15 protein-coding genes are annotated in these 18,134 nt (G+C 58.4%); 1 reads left to right on the top strand and 14 read right to left on the bottom strand.

What is annotated here, in order from left to right:
• Positions 1 to 10: 10 nt before the first annotated feature.
• The 6 genes from DOLE_RS02480 to DOLE_RS16950 all read right to left on the bottom strand — a co-directional run bounded on the left by DOLE_RS02480 (position 11) and on the right by DOLE_RS16950 (position 7,434).
• Entirely contained in the window at positions 11 to 346 is a 336-nt protein-coding gene (locus tag DOLE_RS02480) for a hypothetical protein (RefSeq protein WP_012173920.1), read from the bottom strand.
• Positions 347 to 416: 70 nt separating this feature from the next.
• Complete coding sequence (locus DOLE_RS02475) at positions 417 to 5,054, bottom strand: PilC/PilY family type IV pilus protein (RefSeq protein ID WP_012173919.1); 4,638 nt, start codon at positions 5,052 to 5,054, stop codon at positions 417 to 419.
• 60 nt (positions 5,055 to 5,114) lie between these two features.
• The gene (locus tag DOLE_RS02470; protein ID WP_153304338.1) at positions 5,115 to 5,612 is read right to left on the bottom strand and encodes a pilus assembly PilX family protein; all 498 of its coding nucleotides are present in this window, start codon (positions 5,610 to 5,612) and stop codon (positions 5,115 to 5,117) included.
• A 20-nt stretch (positions 5,613 to 5,632) separates the two neighbouring features.
• Complete coding sequence (locus DOLE_RS02465; protein ID WP_012173917.1) at positions 5,633 to 6,118, bottom strand: type IV pilus modification PilV family protein; 486 nt, start codon at positions 6,116 to 6,118, stop codon at positions 5,633 to 5,635.
• Between the two features lie 22 nt (positions 6,119 to 6,140).
• The gene (locus tag DOLE_RS02460) at positions 6,141 to 6,920 is read right to left on the bottom strand and encodes a prepilin-type N-terminal cleavage/methylation domain-containing protein (protein WP_012173916.1); all 780 of its coding nucleotides are present in this window, start codon (positions 6,918 to 6,920) and stop codon (positions 6,141 to 6,143) included.
• A 10-nt stretch (positions 6,921 to 6,930) separates the two neighbouring features.
• Positions 6,931 to 7,434 (bottom strand): GspH/FimT family pseudopilin, encoded by a 504-nt coding sequence (locus DOLE_RS16950; RefSeq protein ID WP_012173915.1) that lies wholly within the window; start codon positions 7,432 to 7,434, stop codon positions 6,931 to 6,933.
• Between the two features lie 334 nt (positions 7,435 to 7,768).
• On the opposite strand from DOLE_RS16950, the gene DOLE_RS02450 reads away from it, so the two are divergent.
• Positions 7,769 to 8,395 carry a DUF4124 domain-containing protein gene (locus tag DOLE_RS02450; RefSeq protein ID WP_012173914.1) on the top strand — a complete coding sequence of 209 codons (627 nt, stop codon included), beginning with the start codon at positions 7,769 to 7,771 and terminating at the stop codon, positions 8,393 to 8,395.
• A gap of 133 nt (positions 8,396 to 8,528) precedes the next feature.
• On the opposite strand, the gene DOLE_RS02445 is transcribed toward DOLE_RS02450, so the two are convergent.
• The 8 genes from DOLE_RS02445 to frr all read right to left on the bottom strand — a co-directional run bounded on the left by DOLE_RS02445 (position 8,529) and on the right by frr (position 18,104).
• Entirely contained in the window at positions 8,529 to 9,749 is a 1,221-nt protein-coding gene (locus DOLE_RS02445) for a hypothetical protein (protein ID WP_012173913.1), read from the bottom strand.
• Positions 9,750 to 9,800: 51 nt separating this feature from the next.
• On the bottom strand, positions 9,801 to 10,631 hold the full coding sequence (locus DOLE_RS02440; RefSeq protein WP_012173912.1) for a phosphoribosylformylglycinamidine synthase subunit PurQ: 831 nt from the start codon (positions 10,629 to 10,631) through the stop codon (positions 9,801 to 9,803).
• Positions 10,628 to 13,624, bottom strand: a complete 2,997-nt coding sequence (locus tag DOLE_RS02435) for an AIR synthase-related protein (protein ID WP_012173911.1) — start codon at positions 13,622 to 13,624, stop codon at positions 10,628 to 10,630. Before DOLE_RS02435 ends, DOLE_RS02440 begins: the two co-directional genes overlap by 4 nt.
• Before the next feature lie 9 nt (positions 13,625 to 13,633).
• Positions 13,634 to 14,701 carry an RIP metalloprotease RseP gene (rseP, locus tag DOLE_RS02430; protein ID WP_012173910.1) on the bottom strand — a complete coding sequence of 356 codons (1,068 nt, stop codon included), beginning with the start codon at positions 14,699 to 14,701 and terminating at the stop codon, positions 13,634 to 13,636.
• Between the two features lie 104 nt (positions 14,702 to 14,805).
• Entirely contained in the window at positions 14,806 to 15,957 is a 1,152-nt protein-coding gene (locus tag DOLE_RS02425) for a 1-deoxy-D-xylulose-5-phosphate reductoisomerase (RefSeq protein WP_012173909.1), read from the bottom strand.
• Entirely contained in the window at positions 15,954 to 16,793 is an 840-nt protein-coding gene (locus tag DOLE_RS02420; protein ID WP_012173908.1) for a phosphatidate cytidylyltransferase, read from the bottom strand. Before DOLE_RS02420 ends, DOLE_RS02425 begins: the two co-directional genes overlap by 4 nt.
• Positions 16,794 to 16,813: 20 nt before the next feature.
• A complete protein-coding gene (locus DOLE_RS02415) occupies positions 16,814 to 17,557 on the bottom strand; it encodes an isoprenyl transferase (RefSeq protein ID WP_012173907.1) in 744 nt (247 codons plus the stop codon).
• Positions 17,547 to 18,104 carry a ribosome recycling factor gene (gene frr, locus DOLE_RS02410; protein ID WP_012173906.1) on the bottom strand — a complete coding sequence of 186 codons (558 nt, stop codon included), beginning with the start codon at positions 18,102 to 18,104 and terminating at the stop codon, positions 17,547 to 17,549. The genes DOLE_RS02415 and frr overlap by 11 nt, the downstream gene beginning before the upstream one ends.
• Between the last annotated feature and the right edge of the window lie 30 nt (positions 18,105 to 18,134).

Here is an 18,134-nt window from a genome sequence, read left to right as displayed (position 1 = left end):
TCCAATACCCTTATTTAAGCTTGATCATCACGCCTATCGTGGACGGCGTGTCCAGCAGAAATCGCACCAGACTTCCCGTCCGAAAGCTTGAAGGAGAAAGCGTTTTCCCTGTGGCCGAGTAAAACCGGGTATTACCGGAAAAAAAATACTCCACGTCATCAATATTGACCGACCCGTCTCCCACAGACAGAATCCTGCCCTGATTGCCTGTTTCCTGGGCCACGATTTCCTGAACGTCTTCAGCGGCAAGATCGTTCTGGCCGGCGCTGCCCGGCAAACCGGAAACCAGGACCAGGACGACCAGACAGGCCAGCGCGATGCCAAAAACACGCCAATTTGTTTTCATTGCAAGCCCTCCTTTTTTTAAAAGCGGGAAGCCCTGTCTTCAGGGCTTCCCGCATGTGCACACAACCCGCCTACATGATAAACCGCCAGAACACCATGCCCTTCTTTTCCCCTTCAATGGTCTCCGGCGGGTTGCCGGGGTCATAGGGGACAAGAGAACTGTCCGGATCACCGATATAGCCATCATCATTATCATCGTCGTCATCCAACGGCGGCGGCGGTTCCGGCGGGTCAATAATCGGCGGCTTATAGTAGATATCATCCAGCACGACGCCTTTTTCCCATTTCCCGGTACACGCATCCAGCACGTTGAAGATAGAGTATCCGCCGGCCCGGCACACCTCTATGGAGGGCACCAGGGACATGAAGATCAGCAGGTTGCCTGTTTTGGAGCTTCGAATCTGGGGGTCGGAAATGACCCGTTCGCCGCCGCCGGACGGAAACTCCAGGTACCATCCCACATGCTGGCCCCCGGAGTAAGGCGTCTCTCCCGCTTCCCGCTGGGCCACCCACTTGTCCGGCGAAAACCAGTTGACATCGTTTTCACTGGTGACCCGCTCGCTGGAAGACAGAGACACCTGGCTCTGTTTCACCAGTGTCAGCGAGACCTCCGGATTGGGGGAGGCAAACATGCCGCTGGCCTCAATCTCCGAGAACAGGCGAACACCGCTGCTGGGGGCCCGCAGGTACCCATAATGCATTCTGTCCAGCTGGTCGGCAGAGAGTTCATCATCCGCCGCGGCCCAGGCATTTTCCCAGTCCCATATGCCGTAAAGGGCCTGAGTGGACATATCGGCAAAATCGCCCTCAGCCATAAACTGGCCCGTACCAAAGGCCACCATGTAGCCAAGACCGGCACAGTGCTTGGTCACAGCCGGCTTGGTGGTGATGGGCTGAACATTACCGCTCTCATCTTTTGCCTGAAACAGTGGTTTGGGGTTTCCGCTTGAATCCTTGCAGGCCACCGCCCATGTATCTTTTGTGCCGGACAGATCAAATTTCCACAGATTGCCCTGCAGGTCTCCGGCATAGACGATGTCCAGGTCCCCGTCCTGGTCGGTATCGATCAGGGTGGGGGTGGACAGGCCGTTGCACACCCCTGTGCCTGTGCTGCCCACGCCGGTATAAATCTTTTTCACATCGCTTTCCTCAAAAGAACCGTCCGTGTCATCGATGTCAATCACATAGAGTACGGCCTCCTGGTTGGTGCTGCTGTATCCGTTTCCGAATATCAGTACATCGCCGTAGGCTCCGCACGGCACCACAGCCGGCCGGGAAAAGGTGTAACCCATGTCCGGGTCGGACTCAGTGCCGTCATAGGTCACGGCTGGATACTCCCACAGTACGTCTGAAGCAGTAAAGCCCGACGGGTTTGACACGTCCAGGGCGAAATACCCCTTCGCCCCCCTGCCCAGTCCGCAGACCAGCAGGTCATTACGAACAAAAGTCGTGTTATCCACGTAGAACTTGTGAATGTAGTTGGGGTCGGCCAGCTTATAAAGCTTGGAGTAAGGATACAGATGCTCCGGAATATAGGCAAACCGTTCGGCGCCGGTCAGGGCGTTGAAGGCATACAGCATGCCGTCGTTGCCGCCCACGTAAATTGTGTCGCCCACGTGAACCGGCGCAGAGTGGACAATATCTCCCATGCGGCTTCGCCGGATTCTGAACAGCCCGTTCTCATTATTCTGCTCCTTTGACCGGTCCCCTTTAATAAAATCGACCACCAGCCGCTGATCGGTCTCGGTTTCACCCAAGCTGCTTTGCTGGTCTTCGGAGAGGTTGTCATAGGAAAAGGCAACACCGGTGGAGCCGTCATATGTAAAGATGTTTCTGGCCTTGGCCTCTGTGTCGGTCAGCGCGTCCAGACCGGCGGCCGCCGACCAGACATGGTTCGGATTGATCAACCCGGTCATCATGCTGATGGAGTAGGCCCGCAGGTCGCCCTTCCACCCGGCCGAATCATAGGACCCCTGGAAAAGCAGGGTGTCTTCCTTCAGCGACTGGGTGCTCACCGCCACTGACGCGCCGGACCCTCTCCGCGCCACCACATCGTCCATAATGGCTCTAATGGCCTCTACCAGCTGCAATGGGTTGGACGCCGAGATAAACTTTCCCCGGCCGTTTATCGCGGCATGGTAGAGATTGTCGATCCGTCCCGGTCCCTCATCGGTCCCCGGGCTGGGCCAGGGATCGGGGCAGGCACCGGTGCCGCCGGCAGGGCAGTTGGGGTAGTCGGCGGGGTCTTCGGTCCCCACCAGGCCGAAGCAGACGCCGTAGGTTACCAGGTGCTGATGCGTGGCCTGGTCATATTCGTTGGTGGGTACGGCGTCTGCCAGATCATCACGCAGGTCGTTTTTGTAAAAATACATGGCCACGTCAGCCAGGGTATCGCTGTAACTGTCGGCAAACGGCGGGCCGTCAAAATCATTGTTGGCATCATCGGCATCCGCATTGCCGATACCGGGATTCGATCCATTGTAGTAACCGTCGGTCATCACAATGGCAAATGCCGCCTGGCACTCGCCGCCAGCCGCCACAGTAGAATAGGGCGAATCAACGCCGCTGTAGTCGCCCGCGAAAAAGTTGCCCACCGCCTTGAGTCCCAGTCGCAATGGGGTGCCGCTGTATGCGCCGACGTCCTCTATATAGCCAAGGATGGTGGCCTTGTTGTCATCCACGGAAAGCATGCCCGTATTGGGAATGGTGATGCTGTTGTTGCCGTTAATGGTGTGCACACCGATCTTTACCCCGCTGAGGCTGTTTACCACCTGCAGGATCGATGCCTTTGCCGTGTTCTGCCGGGTCCGGTAGAACTGGAACCAGTTTGCAAAGTTCTGGCGCGCCTCGGCCAGGGACCCAATATTGACACCGGTGGGCGCGCTCCCTATCAACGAGACACTGTTGACCCGACCGTAGTAGTAAGATCCGGTTTCGTAACTCACCGTATAATATCGGACGCCGGAGGAATCCAGATCCACCAGATAGACATTGCCCCCGTCCTTTACAAAATAGTGGGCATTGCTGATGCCGATGGAGGAAAAATTATCATTCATGGTTATGGTGTCGCTGCTGTCAGGCGACTTCTTGGGTCTGTCCGGATCGGCCGGAGTGTGGCCCGGCCAGGGCACGTAACTGTATTCCGGGTTGTAGTACAGACTGTTTTCATCGGCACACTGGGTCTGATAAAAAGACCGGTCCGTGGACGAAGTGGTATTAAACACATCCGACACACTGGCGGAGCGCACCCCCCTGTAATAATACTGATAGTAAAACTTGCCATTATACGTGCCCTTATGCATCACCTCCCATGCCATACTGCCGGAGTCGTCAAACAGAAACTCCACCATGGGGTTTGCCGAAATCGCCCGGGTTTCCAGGGGATAATCGGCCAGGTTGGCGCAGCCGGCTGGCGATTCTTCGCAGTCGTCCATGCCATTGGCGCAGTTTTCATCAATGGTTGTGTTGCAGGGATCAAAAGCTCCGGGATGAATGCGGGGATTTTCGTCATTGCAGTCAAAGTCATCGGTGCCGTCACCGTCCGCGTCATCGGCCTCTACATAATTACCGGACGGCGGAGTGCAGCCGGACTGGCTGTTGGTGGGAATGCCCCACCCGTCACCGTCCTGGTCATAATAGTAGGTCACCACCGGCAGCCCTTCGTCGATAGCACCGTCGCAGTTGTCATCCAGGTTGTTGCAGATCTCTGTGGCGCCGGGATGGATGGCGGCGTCAAAATCATCACAATCCAGGCCGTTGTCCACATACCCCTCATACCCGGTAAGGCTGCACGGCTTTAACTCACCGGCAGGGTCGCCGTAACCGTCCCCGTCTTCATCCAGGTAGTACCAGAGATTGATATCGTCGACAGCGCCGTCGCAGTTGTTGTCGATGCCGTCGCACACCTCTGTGGCGCCGGGGTTTATGGCCGAATTCGTGTCATCACAGTCACCGGAAAGCGTGACAAACCCGGCGGCCGGGGCACTGGCGGTATGGCCCGGATCCCCGTACCCGTCACCGTCCGTGTCCCGATAGTAGGTGGCACAATCTTCATCAACATCACCGTCGCAGTCGTTATCAATGCCGTCGCAGATATCCAGGGCACCGGACCATTTGGCCGGGTCGGTGTCATCGCAGTCGTCGTCGTTGGCCACCCGTCCGGCAGGGCAGGAAGCGTTATAAATCACATCCGTCGGATCGCCGTAACCGTCACCGTCCGCGTCCAGGTAGCAGGCGGTGCCATACACCGCGCTAATGGACAGGGTATATCGTGTTCTGGTAAAAATGCCGTTGGGATAGGCAGCCACACACACATAATAGAGACCCGGCGACAGGGTGAGAACCTGAGTGGTGTTTGCCGCAACCCAGTCGCCGAGGAGGTCGGTGGCACCGTTGGTAACTCTCAGATATGAGTACCGGCTGTCATTGGTGAGGGTAAACGTCACCTCCGCAGTCTGATCCAGGCTAAATTTAATCCAGTCATAGTCCCAGTCCCACTCGTCGTTCTGGCCAGACCCTGAAAAATCAAGAGAATAACGTCTGGCACGGTCCGCCGTGTCGCCAGCGTCCTGATTTCTTCCAAAATCACCGGCCCAGGCGCCGACAGCGGAAAAAGACATGACCAGCAGGAGAACAAAAAGACAGACGACCGTCCGAACGGCACGGCCCGGTCCTGTTTTGCCATCACATTTGATTATATTGCGGTTCATCATACACCTCCCTTTCTGGTGATGCTGAATAGCGGCCGAAACCCGGCCGCCTGAAAATCTCTAAAACCGGCGGCGATAGGCCATCTGAAGGGTGCAGTCGCTTTGGTCACGAACATCATAAAACCCCCGGCCGTAAATAATATATTCGTACAGATGGGTATCCTCTTCCATACCCATTTCTCCCTCTTCGGCAAAACCGTCATACACCACCAGGTACTGCGCATTGGACACAAGACCGCTGTTGATCGCCGAGGCCCCGGCATCGGCCTGTACGTCAAATCCCACGTCCTGAATCCAGGCAAAGGCGCTGCCGCTGCCGGGTATCAGGTCCGTCAGAGGGGTGTTCGAATTTTCCAGCAGCTGAATGGCCTCCCGGGCCGCGGCTTCGGCCCGGTAGAAACTGATGCTCCGAATGGTGCTGTTGCGGGATATCTTCCCCTCGATCGCCGTGTCGTGTATTGCGGTAATGCCGATGATCAGAATGGTCACCATCACCATCAGCACCAGCGCCAGCACGGACCCGTTCTGGTTTTTCAGATTATCAAATGCGGTTTTCACCACAGCCTCCTTTCTGATGATCATGCCTTGAACGTTCTTGCGCTTGTCAGGGTGATATTTCTGGAACCGCCGCCCCAGAGCACGGTTACAGTGATCACCTTGGCGTCAATACCGGCGGTTGAAACATCCAGATCCTGATTGTCCACCCTCCACGTGATGGACTCAAAAACGCTGTTGTATTCCGGGATTACCGGCATGTCATCCTCGCCATCGCCGTCCTCGTCCTCGCCGTCCCCCGGCGCGTGGGTGCCGGCACTCAGGTAGGGATGGGAAAAATCCAGGGAAAACAGCCGCTCCATCACATCCGAGGCACAGGCCACGCCCATGGTGGCCTTGCGAAGCCGCGTGGTGGTACTCACCGCGCTGGTCTGCATGGAAGCGGCCCCCAGCACCCCGATGGAAAAGATGGCCACAGCCATCAGCACCTCGATAAGGGTAAAACCGTTTCGGCCGATGCTGCAAGACCGGTTCGCCCTTCTTTTCGCCAAGCTGTTTTTTGCGTTCATTATTCTTGCGCCTTTTGTGCGGTTAAAAATTTCTGCGATTCACCGTGACAACGGAAAGCTGTCGCCGGTACGCATCATTATAGGCTCCCCAGTCAGTGCCGGACAGCGTTTTGTAAATAATCCGGTCCACATACCCGGAGACCGACGGCTCTTCCGTTCTGGCCAGAATAGAGATGCCAATAGCCCGAATATCCGGCAGGTCGGCCGCCGATACAGGGGGGGTCGGCTGGGTGCCGTCGGCCAGCGTATACACAAACTCGAGAGCCTCTATATTCTCGGCAATGGCGGAGACAGACACGTTAGAGTTGAGTTCTTCCCTTCCCAGGTCCTGATCCCCATCACCCAGTGAATCATAAAGCTGGTAACGAATGGTGATGATCTCTCCCGCCTCATCCACCTCACCGGCTCCACCATCGTCATTGTCCCGCCCGTCTTTTTCGCCGGACTCATCCACCGTTCCGTCGCTGTCGTTATCAATCCTGTCCAGATCGGTTACCGGCTCCACCATGGAGATAACCAGTTCGTCAGCGTCAGCGGTGATAATGCCGAAAGCGGCGGGCACGGACGTGCCCGGTCTGGGCTTGTAGCCCGCCATCATGATCTCCCGCTCCATGACCTGAAGGGCCACCCGCAGATTCTGCTGCATGGCCACCACCTGGCCCTGGGAGCTGTTGGTGGTGGTCTGGCCGAAATAGGTGGCGACCACCAGCGCCATGATCAAAGATGCTGCCGCCATGGCCACCAGCAATTCCGCCAGCGTAAAACCATATGCCGATCTTAACAGGTGTTTCTGGCTGTGCATTGTGCTGTCCTCACGATTCTGTTCTTATCCTGCCGGACTCGTTAAGGATAATCCTGCTGTCCCGGACCCCGTTGGTCACGGTCACACTCCCGCTCCTGAAGGCACCACTTGGCCACCGGCAGAGACCCATGGGTGAAAAGCCGGCCGTATCGCCGTTTGGAGCGGAAAAAGCCGCCGCCGACATCTCTACCCCCGGCGGCATATTGCCCCGCAGAATAACGTTGTCATCCCCGGGGTCCAGCACACCGCTGGCCGCACCGTCCGGCGAATCCCGCCAGGCCACGTATGTTCCGTTGCCGGTATCAAACTGAATAAAGGCAAACTGATTGTATTTGACGGCCGACATTCTTGTGGCCTGAATATCCACAAAGACCTGCCGGGCCGCCCTGGAAAGCTGCTGGTTGTTCCGCCAGGACACCACGTTGGGTATGGCAATGGCCATGATCACGGCGGTAATGGCAACCACCACCATCAGCTCCATCAGTGTAAACCCTTTTTTCATTTCCCTGTTCATAAAATACGCTCCTGGTTGTCGTCCCTCTTTTGTTATACAAGAACCATACCGCATCCCATGCCCTGGCCGCTCAAACCTGATTGATGAATATAATATTCTAAAATAACTAAATAAAATTGTGACAGAAACTTCATTCATGGGGTTTGATGATACCGCTGGACAGAGCGTTTTTTACATTTTTATAAAAATTTTTAATAGGCCTTAAAGTTATTTGACACTCAACCCGGTGCGTTCGAATTTAAAGAACGTCTGCCTGTCTTGACAGAATCCAGCCAACCTGCATAGAATAATCTATTTCTGTTCGCCTCTTATCCTTTATTATTAAGGAGCGCAAATGAAATACCGGATATGGACCACAATGTTTTTTATTGCCGTCTGGTGTCTGGCACCCGGCACTGCGTCAGCCGATATCTATAAGTATGTGGATGAAAGCGGCCGGGTTCACTACACCAACAACCCCGACTCCATTCCAAAGGCCGCCCATGAGACGGTTGTTGTCGACCAGGAGGTGGAAAGCCGATCTCCGGACCCGGCGCAACCGCAGGAGATGGCACCAGAAGAGGGCGCGCCGCAAGAGACCGATACCCCCCTGACCCGGATAAGTCAGCAGCGAAACCACCTGCACACCGAACGAAAAAATGCCCTGGTAAAACGGCAACAGGCCCTGAATGAGGAACGCCAGGCCCTCCAGGCGGAAAACACCCGGCTGGAAACACTTCGCCGCACTGCCAATACAAGGGCGGAGATTGAACGATACAATGCGGAAGTAGAGCAGTACAATCAACGGACCGCTGCCTACCAGGCGCAGAAAAACGCTTATCAGCAAGAAAAAGAGCTGTTTCAAAAAGAGGTTGAGGCCTACCAGGCCGAATTGAAAAAAACACTGGAAGCCACACTGGAAAAGATGGAAAAAAGCCCTTCTCAACCGGCAGCCTCGCCACCCCCTGAAGAAACCCCCTGACAAGCGCTGTTGCCCCGCCCTTGCCGCCCGGATGCTTTCTGAAGCGTCCGGGTTTTTATTGTCGGTTCACCCCTTGGACCCTCGACCCCTTGAATCCTTGAACCCTCCAGACCAACTGAATTCGAAGAGGACCTTATTGTGTCCCGGCAACTTCCCGTTGCGCGTAGCGCACCAGGGCGCTCAGGGCGTGCTGGGTATAGTCGATACGGATTTCCGTGGCCTTGGGACCGCCGGCACCGGTTAAAGGAGCGCCACTGCCACCGGCCATGCGGGGAATGGCGCCCCGGTGAGGACCATCGGCAACCTGGGCGTCTATCAGGAACGTGATCCCTTCCTCTATCACAGTCCTCATGCGGGGCCGCAGCAGATGATCAGGGGGCAGTAGGGCCAGGGCGGCCTGAAGTCCCTCCAGGGTGCAGGCGACCTGGGTGGTGCTGAGAGCGCTTGCAAATTTTCGGCCGGGTTTGCGGCTGTTTTCGTAGCGGTCCACCATGCGGGTACAGATCTGGATGGCATGGGATGTGAGCAGATCCTTTGTTCCCTCAGGCACCGCCGCCGGTTCTGAAAGGGCCAGCAGCCGCTCCGTGGCGATCAGGGCCCAGTGGTCTTCCGGCACAGAAACAGCGCCCCGGCGGCTGTCGGCCAGAAAAGTCAGTGCCCGGACAGCGCCGTCCAGCCATGCCGGGTCCGGGTCCTTTTCATACAGCATCACCAGGCCAAAGGCCGCCTCACCGGGATAATAAAGAGAGGTCCAGGAATCATCCGGCCCGCCGGATCCCGGAATGTATTTGGAATAAAAATTTCCTTCCGGCTTCTGCATGTAAAGGATAAACCGGCCCAGGTCGCCAAGCCGCGCCATGGGGGTAAAGCCGGGAGAAACAGCTTCGATGGACAGCAGGGCCACCAGGCCCAGGCCGGTGCCGCCCAGCTTGGCCTGCACCGGAGCCCCGGTTTTGTTTACCTCGGGAAGGGACCAGACAGCCGACATGTTCTTCTTTCCCGGCACCGGGGAGACCGCTTCTTTTTGCAGGTAACGGCCGGCCTTTACCATGGCGGCCCGCACCCTTTTGTCGGGCCATGCAGCGTCATACATGGCCATGGCGTAGATGGTGCCGGCATGACGCAGAATGTTGTACCCCGGCGCCACACGAACCTTTGGGTTCAGGTTGTTCTGGTACACGAACTGGCCGTTTTTTGTCACCTGGTCCGCCAGGTGGTTCGCGGCCATGGTTACAGCCTGCCGGACCGGTTCATGCCCGTCCTTTTCAGTGGCGTCCGGCCGGTTGCAGGCCGCGACACAACACAAAAGAAAAAGAAGGATAACCGGCCAGAAGATTTTACGTCTGAGTTCCATAAACCGCTTCCCGGGTCGTTTTTCTTTAAAGACAGCCATGCTCCGGCCGGACTACGACACCTCTGTTTTTACAAAATCCACCCCGTTTAAAAACAGGCGGATGCCGTCGGTGGGAAAAGCAAAAACCGGGCTTTGCCCGGACCGGACGGCCTTTTCCTTTTGCAGGGGCCAGTGGGGATGGTTGGTGGGGTGGTTGTACGCCTCGGGATGGGGCATCAGGCCGAAGACCCGTCCCGTGGTGTCGCAGATGCCGGCGATATCGTCCACGGACCCGTTGGGATTTTGCGGAAACCGTCCCTTTGCAGGCGCGCCGGATTCATCGGCATACCGCATCACGACCTGGGAATTGGCCGCCAGGGCAGCCAGGATATCGGGCTCGCAGAAGAACTTTCCCTCACCATGGCGAATGGGCAGATCCAGAGACGCGATGCCCTTTGTAAACACGCAGGGCGAAGCCGTGTTCACGGCCAGGGTCACCCAGTCGTCCCGGAAATTGCCGCAGTCGTTGGCGATCAAGGCCACGGACCGGGTGGCATAATCACCGTCTATGCCGGGCAGCAGCCCCAGGTTGACCAGGGTCTGAAACCCGTTGCAGATACCGATCACCAGCCCCCCGCGCTCCACAAAGGCCACCATGTCTTTGCCCAGGCGGGTTTTCATGCGGTGGGCCTGAATCACGCCGGCCCCGTGGTCGTCGCCCCAGGAAAAACCGCCCACAAACGCCAGAATGTGAAAATCCTCCAGGGTCTTTTGCCCTGAGATCAGGGCGTTGATGTGGACCCGCTCGGCCCGGGCACCGGCCTGTTCAAAAGCAAAGGCGGTTTCATTATCGCAGTTGAGTCCGTACCCGGATAATATCAAGGCATTGACGGAGTGTTTCATATCAGGTTCCCGAATGGTTGTTTCCAGGTTTGTTTGAGCGTAGCCCCCTCCCGGTCCACCAGCGGTTTGCCGTTTTGCCCGGACAGGGTCAGGCGCCCGTTTTTACCGGTCACCGTGCCGATACAGGCGCAGGGCGCGTCCTGCCATAAAGCTTCAAAGGCGGCCCGGTTTTCCGGGGCCACGGTGATAACAAACCGGGCCGGGCTTTCTGAAAAAAGCAGGGCATGATCGGAAAGACCCGGCTCCTGAACGATCTTTGACAGGTCAACGGTCATGCCCAGGTTGCCGCCCATGGCCACAAAGGCCAGGTGGACCCCCAGCCCGCCGCGGTAGACGCCGTGTACCGAGGCGCACAGACCCCGGCCAATGGCGGTTGCCACGGCCCGGCACACGGCACTGCTTTCGTCAAACCGAACCCGGGGGATGGTAAGTCCGGTAAATCCCAGAAGCTCATAATACTCGGATGCCCCCAGTTCGTTCCGGGTGATGCCCGCCACATAGACCAGATCCCCTTCGGCCTTGGCCTCCAGAGTGGTGCAGGCCGTGACGTCGTCAACCACTGCCGTGGCGGAAAACTGCATGGTGGGCAGGGCCGAAACCTTGCGGGTCTCGCCGTACCGGCCGGCCAGGTGGCCGTCCACGTACATGCTGTCCTTACCGGAAAGAAGGGGGATACCAAAGGCGTTGCACGCGTCGCGCAGGGCCAGGCAGGAGCGCACCAGCTGGGCCGCCTTGAACCGGCCGTCCGGGTTGGATGCCGGATTGTAGGCGATGTTGGGCCAGCAGAAGTTGTCCACCCCGCCGATGCCGGCCGGGTCAGCGCCCACAGCCACCAGCCGCCGTACCGCCTCGTCAATGACCGCGGTGGTCATGTGGTAGGCGTCGATCTTCGAATAGGCCGGCAGCAGGGCCTGGGCAAAGGCAATGCCTTTTTCAGAAGCAAGCACCGGCCGGGTCACGGCCGCGTCCGAGGCAATGTCCCGGTCCGCGCCCACCAGGGGCTTGACCGCACTGCCGCCCTGAACCTCGTGATCGTACTGCCGGGCCACCCACTCCCTGGAGCAGATATTGGGCCGGGCCAGCATGTCGGACAGCAGGGTGTTAAAATCCGGGCTGCCGCCCAGCACCGGCTCACACAGGCCCCGGGCTTCCGGCGGGGTCCAGTGGGCCTCAAACTCCCACTGGGGGAAATCGGAGGCCATGAAATCCAGGTCGATATAGGCGCAGGTGGCGCCATCGTAAAGAATATGGAGCATGCCCGAATCGGTGTATTTGCCGATTACCGTGGACTCCACGGCATGGTCGGCGGACAGGGCTAAAAAACGGTCGATGTTTTCCGGGGCCACGGCCACGGTCATGCGCTCCTGGGACTCGGAGACCCAGATCTCCCACTGGTCCAGGCCCGCGTATTTCAACGGCACCTTTTCCAGCCACACCTCGCACCCGCCTGAATAGAGGGCCGACTCGCCCACAGACGAGGAGAGCCCGCCGCCGCCGTTGTCGGTGATAAACTGGATCAGCCCCGCGTCCCTGGCGCACAGCAGAAAATCGTGCATCTTCTTCTGGGTGTAGGGGTCGCCGATCTGCACATGGCCCGCCGGCGTGTGCTCGGAGTAAACCTCGGAAGACGCGGTCACGCCGTGAATGCCGTCCTTGCCCACCCGGCCCCCGCACATCACGATCAGGTCGTCGGGCCGCGTGGTCTTTTTGTCCGAGGGCTCACCATTAATATAGGCGGGCAGAATACCGATGGCCGTGACAAAGACCAGGCACTTGCCCATGTAACCGTCGTCAAAATAGAGCTGGCCAAAGGTGGTGGGAATGCCGCTCTTGTTACCGCCGTCCTTGACCCCCTCGATCACCCCGTCCAGCAGGCGGCGGGGAGACAGCCTGGGCTTAAGGTCCCCGTCATAGTCGCGCCTTCCCGTGCAGAACCCGTAGCCCCCCATGACCAGCCGGGCGCCTTTGCCCGTGCCCATGGGGTCCCGGTAGACGCCCACAATACCGGTCATGGCGCCGCCGTAGGCCTCCATGTTGGAGGGGGAGTTGTGGGTCTCGCCGGTGATCACGTAGCAGTGGTCCTCGTCGAACCGGGCCATGCCGGCATTGTCCCACAGCACGGACACGACCCACGGTTTTTCTTTTTGCAGGTCCAGGGTGGGCTGCCGGATACAGGTGGCAAACAGGCTGTCAATCTTCAGGGTTTCCCCGGTGATCAGGTCTTTATAATAGAACCGGCCGCCAAAGGTGTTGTGGTTGCAGTGGTCGCTGCGGGCCTGGGAGATATACTCCACCTCGATGTCGGTGGGGTCGGAGAGGCCCACGGCCCGGCGCCGCTCCCGGACCTCTTTTCGCACAAAATATTCACGGATCACGGGCACGTCGTTGGGGTTCAAGGCCAGGTTGCGCTCGTCGCTCACCTTCATCAGGGCGGCGTCGCTTTCCACCGGGATCAGGGTCACTGTCGGGCTGTGGGCCAGCCGCACTCTGGGAATGATCAGGCCGATGCCGGAGGTATCGTCCCACTCCTCTTTTGAAAACAGGCGCCACTGCTCAATGGTGTCGTTGGCCAGCAGCTCTCTTGCAATGGTCTCCACCTGCTCCCGGGAAAGACCGTCGCCTGTCAGGCAGTACCGCCTGGAAGTGTAGACCCCCTCGTCATCGGTAAACGTGCGGCCCAGGCTGTCGGAGATGGCCTCTTTTGCGGTGTCGCCGGCATTGTCCTTGACGCCGGGCCGCAGCCCCACCCAAATGATCCAGTCAAAGGCCACGGCCAGGGGACCAAAGGAAGAGACCTGGGTCACCGGGTTGGTGAATATCTCCTGCACGGCCCACTGCTGGGGCTCGGACAGCGCCGCGTCAAGGGTGATCACATGGACCACCCGCACGTCGGACAGAGAGATGGACAGGTAGTCCGCGGCCCTTTTTTTGACTTTCTGTCCCTGGGCATCGGTTAAACCGGGCTTTAAGGCAATTTCAAGCCGGTGGGCCATCCTTCCTCCTTATTCAAAAAAACGGGAAATATCGTTGTACATGACCAGAACCATCAGCATCAGAATCAAGAACATGCCGAACTGCTGGGCCGTCTCCCGGGTCCTGGCAGATACCGGTCTGCCACGCACCGCCTCAATGGCGAAAAAAAGCAGATGCCCCCCGTCCAGAACGGGAATGGGCAGAATGTTCAAAATGGCCAGGTTGATGCTGATAAAGGCAATAAAGGCCAGCAGGCTGGCGCTGCCCTGCCGGGCCTGCTCCCCGGCCATCTGGGCGATCAGAATGGGGCCGCCCAGGTTCTTGGCGGAGACCGTGCCGGAAACCATCTTGCCCACGCCGATGGCGGTCAGCCGGATCACCTCCCAGGTCTGGTCCACGCTTCTGCCCATGGCCTCAACCGGGTTGAGCCGTTCGCGCACCACCTCGCCGGCGGCGGCCACCCCGATCTTGTAGTCGGTGCGGGGCTCGCCGAAAATGGTTTCCCCATCAGTGGGATCGGGCTGCACATCCACCCTCAACAGGCCGCCTTCCCGCTGCACGGTGAGCCGCAACGCCCGCCCCCCGCTGTTCTGAATCATCAGGGCCATCTCATCCCAGGTGGTTACGCCCGTGTCATCCACGGCCACCACCCGGTCCCCGGCCAGCATACCGGCCGCCGCGGCCGGGCTTTCCGGCATCACCTCGCCGATCACCGGCAGCAGGTAGGCCTTGCCATAGACCTGAAACAGGCCGTAAAAGATCAGCACGGCCAGCAGCATGTTAAACACCGGCCCGGCCGCCACGATAAGAAACCGTTTGCCCACCGGTTTGTGGGTAAAAGAGATGGCCTGTTCCGCCTCGCTGAGATCCGCTTCGTCGTCCGGGTCCTCGCCCACCATCTTCACATACCCGCCCAGGGGGATGGCCGAGACCTGGTAGTCGGTGATGCCGGACTTAAAGCCGAAGAGCCGGGGGCCGAACCCCAGGGAGAACTTTTCCACGCCCACGCCGAACAGCCGGGCCACAAGAAAATGGCCCAATTCGTGAAAAAAAATCAGAACTCCCAGAACAATAATCAGAGCAAAAAGCGTTGTCATCGGTATAGAGACTCTCTAAAAATTAGGATTCACCGCAAAGACGCAAAAAAGGTCCCCTGTCGCTGTAAAATGGTGTTCACTCGATGTCTGCCGGCACAATACGCTTAAGGTAAAAGGGCGCCGGCCCTTTGCCTGGCCCACGCGTCCGCATCCTTAATATCAGATAACGACGGGTCTGTCACCCCTGTGTGCTCGGCCAGCACCTGCTCAATGACGCGGGGAATCCGGCCAAAAGGGATGGCCTCGCGCAAAAAAGCATCCACCGCCACCTCGTTGGCCGCGTTGAGCACCGCCGGAAAGGTCTTTTTCCGGCGGCAGGCCTCAAAGGCCAGCCCCAGGCAGGGAAACCGGTCCAGGTCCGGGGAAAAAAAGGTGAGCTGTTCCAGGGCCGCCAGGTCCGGGGCCGGCTGGTTTAAATCCAGCCGCTCCGGATATGAAAGGGCGTAGGCAATGGCGCCTTTCATATCCGGCACCGAGAGCTGGGCCATCATGGAGCCGTCAATATAGGAGACCATGGAGTGGATAATGCTCTGGGGATGGACCACCACCTCGATGCAATCCGCCGGCACGTCAAACAGAAACCGGGCCTCGATCACCTCCAGCCCCTTGTTCATCAGCGTAGCCGAATCAATGGAGATTTTTTTACCCATGGTCCAGGTGGGGTGGGCAAGGGCCTGTTCCGGCGTGGCAGTCTCTATCTCCTGCCGGGTCTTGTTTAAAAACGGCCCGCCCGAAGCGGTGAGATGAATCTTTGATAAAAACGTTTTATCGTTTCCCTGAAGGCACTGAAAGATGGCGCTGTGCTCACTGTCGATGGGCAGCAGGGGAACGCCCTTTTGGGCGGCCAGGGCCATGACGGTTTCACCGGCCATGACCAGCACCTCCTTGTTGGCCAGGGCCACGGCCTTTCCCGCCTTTATGGCGGCAATCGTTGGCCCCAGGCCGGCGGCCCCTACCATGGCCGACACCACCATGTCCACACCCGGCAGGGAGACGGCATGGCAGTAGCCGGCTTCACCAAAAAGCACCTCGGTGCGCGACCCGGCCGGCAGCCGTTCCTTAAGCGCCTGAGCCGTGGGCGCGTCGATCACAACGGCCAGGGACGGGGAAAACCGCTGAACCTGTTCGGCCAGGGTATCCACGCTGCCCCGGGCGCACAGGGCCTCCACGGAAAAACGGTCGCAAAACCGCGACACCACCTTCAGGGTGTTGACCCCGATGGAGCCGGTGGATCCCAGTAAGGTTAAACGCTTCATAGAAAAAACACGTATGCTTTGAACAGGTAGGCCACCGGGATGGCAAAAATCAACGCGTCGATACGATCCAGAATGCCGCCGTGGCCGGGAAAAAGAGCGCCTGAATCCTTTATTCCGGCATCTCTTTTCATGGTCGATTCAAACAGGTCCCCGGCCTGGCCGACAATGCTGACCACCACGAAAAAAATCAGTGCCGTTGTCCAGGGAAGGCGGGCCATGGCCAGGCCCCAGGGAAGCACCGGAAAAAAAATATTGATCGTGGCCCCCACACCCACGGTGGCCAACATACCGCCCACGGCGCCCTCAATGGTTTTTCCGGGGCTGACAGCGGGCAGCAGCTTGTGCTTTCCGAAAAACCGGCCTCCGTAGAAGGCCCCGGTATCTCCCAGAAACACCAGAAACACCAGAAACATGATCCACAGCGGACCGTGAGCGCCCTGACGGATAACCACCAGAAAAGAGAGGGCCAGGGGAATATAGATAAGGCCCAGCACCTGCCTGAGCACCCGCTCAAAAACCGGGTTGCCGGCCCGGTACTCGACCAGGGAACAGGCGCCGGAAAAAATCAGCAGGCCGGACGCGGCCAGGCAGATCACGTCAAACCTTCCGGACAGGGCCGCGCCGCTGATAATGGCTGCTGACCCATAGCCTGACAGCCGGGTGATGGAAAGCGGGGAATCGGTATTCCCGGAAAAGACGATCTGATAATATTCAAACAGCGCAAGGACAGCGGCAACACATATAAACAGGGCAAAAAACCATGCCGGGGCGCCAAAAACCACCGCTATCAAAATAGGCATTGCCACGGCTGCCGTGAGCCATCGTTTTAAATGCATAAGTCTTTGTTCCGATGGGTCTATACTTTACCGAACCGGCGATCCCGGGATTGAAAATCGGCGATGATCCGAATCAGCTCGGCCTTGTCAAAATCGGGCCACAGGGTCGGCGTGACATACAGCTCGGCATAGGCCAGCTGCCACAAGAGAAAATTGCTGATGCGCATCTCACCGCTGGTGCGAATCATCAGGTCCGGATCGGGCATGTCATGGGTATACAGGTATCTGGAAACAAGGGCTTCGTCAACATCCTTTACATCGATCCGTCCGGCCACCACATCAGCGGCGATGCGCCGGGTCGCGGCGGTGATTTCGGAGCGGCCCCCGTAGCTTAAGGCCAGGGTCAGCACCAGGGTGTTGCCGCTTTTCGTGTGTTCGATGGCCCGGTCCAGGGCCGCGCGCACGCTGGCGGGCAGCATATCGACCTCGCCCACCACGTTCAGCCGGACCCCGTTGTCTTTCAACTCCTGCTGCTTGGCGGCCAGAAACATCTCCAGCAGGGCCATGATGCCCTCTACCTCGGGCGCGGGCCGCTGCCAGTTTTCAGTAGAAAAAGCGTACAGCGTCAGGCAGGAAACACCGATCTCGGTGCAGGCGGTGACAATGGCCTCAATGACCTGAACACCCCGGCGGTGGCCTTCCAGCCGCTCAAGGGAACGCTGTTTGGCCCACCGGCCGTTGCCGTCCATGATGATGGCAATATGCCGGGGCAGCCTGGCGGGATCAAGTACCGCAAGGTCGGGCAGCGGGGCATCAGAGTTCAAGGATTTCCTTCTCTTTGGCTTTAAAAACCTCGTCGATCCGTTCAATATAGCCGTCGGTGACCTTCTGAACCTTATCCTTGCCGGCAAAGGATTCGTCCTCGGAGATATCGCCGTCCTTTTTCATCTGCTTTAAGGTCTCATTGGCGTCCCGCCGAATGTTGCGCATGGCCACCTTGTGCTCTTCGGCCATCTGGTTGACCCGCTTGGCGATCTCTTTTCGCCGGTCCTCGGTCAACGGCGGAATGGAGAGACGGATCACCTTGCCGTCATTGCTGGGGGTCAGGTCGATATTGGCCTGAAGAATCGCCTTTTCCACATCCTTGATAGCGGTCGCGTCCCATGGCTGAATCACGATGAGCCGGCTTTCGGGCACCGACAGGGAAGCCAGCTGATTCAAGGGGGTGGGAGTGCCGTAGTAATCCACCACGATGCCGTCCAGAAGAGCCAGGGAGGCACGGCCGGTGCGAACCTTTTTCAGGTCGTTTTTGAACACCTCCAGGGTCTTGCCCATCTTTTCTTCGATCTCTTCGTAAACCAGTTCCAACATGGCCTTTTCCTCACCGCGGCGGCAGCCGGG

The sequence above is a fragment of the Desulfosudis oleivorans Hxd3 genome, from assembly GCF_000018405.1.
GTDB lineage: Bacteria > Desulfobacterota > Desulfobacteria > Desulfobacterales > Desulfosudaceae > Desulfosudis > Desulfosudis oleivorans.
The sequence above is the reverse complement of the archived record's forward strand: the minus strand, read 5'-3'. Positions and strand labels throughout refer to the sequence as shown.